2 protein-coding genes are annotated in these 3,653 nt (G+C 67.0%); one reads left to right on the top strand and one right to left on the bottom strand.

Annotated elements, in window-relative coordinates:
- Nucleotides 1-321 precede the first annotated feature (321 nt).
- Nucleotides 322-873, bottom strand: coding sequence for a Dps family protein (locus DBR34_RS18810; RefSeq protein WP_038686762.1), 552 nt, complete (start codon nt 871-873; stop codon nt 322-324).
- Between the two features lie 89 nt (nt 874-962).
- On the opposite strand from DBR34_RS18810, the gene hrpA reads away from it, so the two are divergent.
- The coding region (hrpA, locus tag DBR34_RS18805; RefSeq protein ID WP_258224124.1) for an ATP-dependent RNA helicase HrpA at nt 963-3,653 on the top strand (2,691 nt) is incomplete at its 3' end.

The following is a 3,653-nucleotide window of genomic DNA, read 5'->3' as shown; positions in this document are numbered from 1 at the left end:
GGGCAAAAGGCAGAGGCAAGGGCAAAAGGCAAAAGGCAGAGCAGAAGCCAGAGCCAGAGCCAGAGCCAGATTTCTCTCCCAAATCGCTGAAAAGGGGGCCCGAAACGCAGAACAGGCGCCACCGGGCGCCTGTTCTGCATGCTTCTCTCTCTTCCCAACCGCCGGATGCACGAATCCATCTGGGCGAGGGTTCCACCCCCTTGCCGGGACCGTTGGGCGCCATGGATGGCGCCCACGAGCCTCCAGGGATGGATTTACGGCGTGTCCCGGCAAGGGGGTGGAACCCTCGCCGCGCGCAGATAACAGAAGCGCTAACGAGCCTTACTGCAGCAACGACCGAAGCATCCAGGCGTACTTCTCGTGCGTCTGCAGGCGCTGGGTCATCAGATCTTCGGTGGGTGCGTCGTCTGCGTCGTCGGCCACGTCCAGCACCTTGCGCGCCGTCCGGCACACCGCCTCGTTGGCGGCCACCAACTGGCGTACCATCTCACGCCAGTCCGCGCTGTCGGTCAGGCCCGGCTCCTCGGCGATCGAGGTCAGGGCCGCGAACTCGCGGTAGGAGCCCGGGGCATTGAAGCCCAATGCACGGATACGTTCAGCGACGTCGTCCAGGGCTGCCCACTGCTCGGTGTACTGGGTCTCGAACATGGTGTGCAGCGAGTTGAACATCGACCCGGTGACATTCCAATGGAAGTTGTGCGTCTTCAGGTAGAGCGTGAACGCATCGGCCTGGAAAGAGGCCAGCCCATCGGCAATCTTCTTGCGATCGCCTTCCTTGATCCCGATATCAATGTTCGGGGCCGAGGGGGCGGCCGATGCCAGCTTCTGCTTACCGGTCTGGGTCTTCTTCACCGGTGTCTTGGTCTTCGCCATGGGGATGATTCTCCTTGTGGAATGGATGGCCTTCACAATAGATCAGACTAACCTTTCAGTAGTAATCAAAGTTCTAACCGATTCGATTGATGAGCACTATCGACAAACAATCTGCTTCCCGCCTGCGCCAACAGCGTGCCGCGATCGATGCTGGCATGAGCCGCGACCGTGGTCGCCTGCTCGGCCTGCTCTCGCGGTGCCAGTCCAAGCCCAACGATGCAGGCGTGGCCGCCGCGTTCGAACAGGCCCTGCAGGCATCGGTGCAGCGGCGCGAAAGCCGCGCCCGGCACCAGCCGTCGATCAGTCTGGACGACAGCCTGCCGATTGCGCGTGAAGCCGAACGGATCACCGCCCTGATCCGCGACCACCAGGTCGTGGTGATCGCCGGCGAAACCGGCTCGGGCAAGACCACCCAGCTGCCCAAGCTGTGCCTGGCCGCCGGTCGCGGCGTGGCCGGCATGATCGGGTGCACCCAGCCGCGACGCATTGCCGCACGTGCAGTGGCCACCCGCGTCGCGCAGGAGCTGAAATCCGAACTGGGCACGGTGGTGGGCTACCAGGTGCGCTTCACCGACCGCGTCGGTGACGACACCCGCATCAAGTTCATGACCGACGGCATCCTGCTGGCCGAGATCAGCAGCGACCGCTATCTGTCCCAGTACGACACCATCATTGTCGACGAGGCGCATGAGCGCAGCCTCAACATCGACTTCCTGCTGGGCTACCTCAAGCAGTTGCTGCACAAACGCCCGGACCTGAAGCTGATCGTCACCTCGGCGACCATCGACACCTCGCGGTTTGCCGAGCATTTCAACGATGCGCCGGTGATCAGCGTCGAAGGCCGCACCTTCCCGGTGGAGGTGCGCTACCGCCCGCTGGAAGGCGAGGGCGGTGGCGATGAAGACGGTGGCCGCGATGGCGAGCGCACCGTCAACGAGGCCATCGTGGCCGCGGTGGACGAGATCACCCGCATTGATCCGCGCGGCGACATCCTGATGTTCTTCCCCGGCGAACGCGAGATCCGCGACGCGCACCAGGCGCTGGAGCGGCGCAAGTACCGTGAAACCGAAGTGCTGCCGCTGTATGCGCGGCTGTCGGTGAAGGACCAGGACGAAGTCTTCAATCCCGGCAGCAAGCGCCGCATCGTGCTGGCCACCAACGTGGCCGAAACCTCGCTGACGGTGCCGCGTATCCGCTACGTGGTGGATCCCGGCCTGGCCCGCGTCAAGCGCTACAGCCCGCGCCAGAAGCTGGACCGGCTGCACATCGAGCCGGTGTCCCAGGCCAGCGCCAACCAGCGCAAGGGCCGCTGCGGGCGCGTGTCCGAAGGCATCTGCTACCGGCTGTACTCGGAGGCTGATTTCCAGTCGCGCGATGCCTTCACCGATCCGGAAATCCGCCGCTCCAGCCTGTCCGGGGTAATCCTGCGGATGCTGCAGCTGGGCCTGGGCCGGATCGAGGATTTCCCGTTCCTGGAAGCGCCCGATGAGCGCGCCATCGCCGACGGCTGGCAGCAGCTGGGCGAGCTGGGCGCGGTGGACGACCAGCGCCGGCTGACCCCGGTCGGGCGGCAGATGGCGCGGTTGCCGGTGGACGTCAAGCTGGCGCGGATGCTGGTGGCCGCGCAGGCGCAGGGCTGCCTGCGGCCGATGCTGGTGATCGCCTCGTTCCTCGGCATCCAGGACCCGCGCGAGCGCCCGCCGGAAGCGCGTGGCGCGGCCGACACCGCGCATGCGTTGTTCGCCGATGGGCGGTCGGAATTCGTGGGGGTGCTGCGCCTGTGGGATGGCTATCGCCAGGCCCACGAGGACCTCACCCAGTCCAAGCTGCGCGGTTGGTGCGAGCGGCATTTCCTGGGTTTCCTGCGCATGCGCGAATGGCGCGAACTGCATCGCCAGCTGCGCGTGCTGTGCGAGGAGCTGGGCTGGACCGAAGAAGCGGCCGCCACTGCGCTGGACCCGTTGCTGGCCGGTTCGTCGGCGCCCGCCCCGGCGCGCGATGACGAAGCCAAGGCCAAGGCCACGCGCGGCCAGCAGCACCGCGCCGCGCGTCTGGCCCGCGAAGGCAAGTCCGAGCCGGCCACCCCTGCGGCGGCCGCTGCGCCGGAGGTGGGGGGCCGTGAGGCGCGCAGTGGGTTCAGCGAAAAGGTGCGTGCCGCGGCCTACCAGACCCTGCACCGCGCGCTGATCGCCGGGCTGCCCACGCAGATCGGCCATCGCAGCGACAAGGGCGATTTCCTGGCGCCGCGCCAGCGCCGCTTCCTGCCGTTCCCCGGTTCGGTGCTGGCCAAGCGGCCGCCGCCGTGGCTGCTCACCGCCACCCTGCTGGACACGCAGAAGATCTGGGGCCTGACCAACGCGGCGATCGAACCGGACTGGGTGATCGCCGAGCTGCCGCACCTGCTGCTGCGCAAGCACTTCGACCCGCACTGGTCGCGTGCGCAGGGCCAGGTGCTGGCGTCGGAGCAGATCAGCCTGTTCGGGCTGGTGCTGGCACCGAAGAAGCCGGTGCATTACGGCCGCATCGCGCCCGGCGAGGCGCACGACATCTTCGTCCGCCAGGGCCTGGTGACCGGCGAAATCAACACCCGCGCCAGCGTCATCGCCGACAACCTCACCGTGCTCGAACAGGCGCGCGAGGAAGAGGCCAAGCTGCGCCGCGCCGGTATCGTCGCCGACGAAGCCTGGCAGGCGCGCTGGTACCTGGACCGGGTGCCGTCGGAGATCCACTCGGCTACCGCGCTGGATACCTGGTGGAAGGGCCTGACGCCGGAGAAGCGG

This window comes from Stenotrophomonas sp. HMWF003, from assembly GCF_003061285.1.
GTDB classification, from domain to species: domain Bacteria; phylum Pseudomonadota; class Gammaproteobacteria; order Xanthomonadales; family Xanthomonadaceae; genus Stenotrophomonas; species Stenotrophomonas maltophilia_AP.
Note: the sequence above shows the minus strand (reverse complement) of the source record. Positions and strands in the feature narration are given on the sequence as shown.